Source organism: Shewanella sp. AC91-MNA-CIBAN-0169 (genome assembly GCF_040310165.1).
Taxonomy (GTDB): domain Bacteria; phylum Pseudomonadota; class Gammaproteobacteria; order Enterobacterales; family Shewanellaceae; genus Shewanella.
Map to the genome: position 1 here is coordinate 1 of NZ_JBEOPM010000163.1, position 251 is coordinate 251.

1 protein-coding gene is annotated in these 251 nt (G+C 48.6%); it reads left to right on the plus strand.

What is annotated here, in order from left to right; genetic code table 11:
* Nucleotides 1-251: DNA-binding protein (locus AAEY98_RS22530; protein WP_351019847.1), on the plus strand; the 251-nt coding region annotated here is incomplete at both ends.

Below are 251 nucleotides of genomic sequence, written 5' to 3' on the forward strand. Positions count from 1 at the left end.
TGGCAGAGGTGCGTAAGGCGCTAGGCGGTGGATCATTCACGACTATCAGTGATGCTATGCAAAGCTGGAAGCGAGAACAGCAAGAAGAGCAAGAGCTACAGCAAGTAGACTTACCTAGTGGTATCACAGAACGCTTGCACACGCTTGGGGCTGATATGTGGCAGACGGCTATTGATATGGCTAATGATAGATTGTCTAAAGAGCGTGAAGCTTTAGAGGTGGTTAAGATCAAGGCACAAGCAGAGATGGAC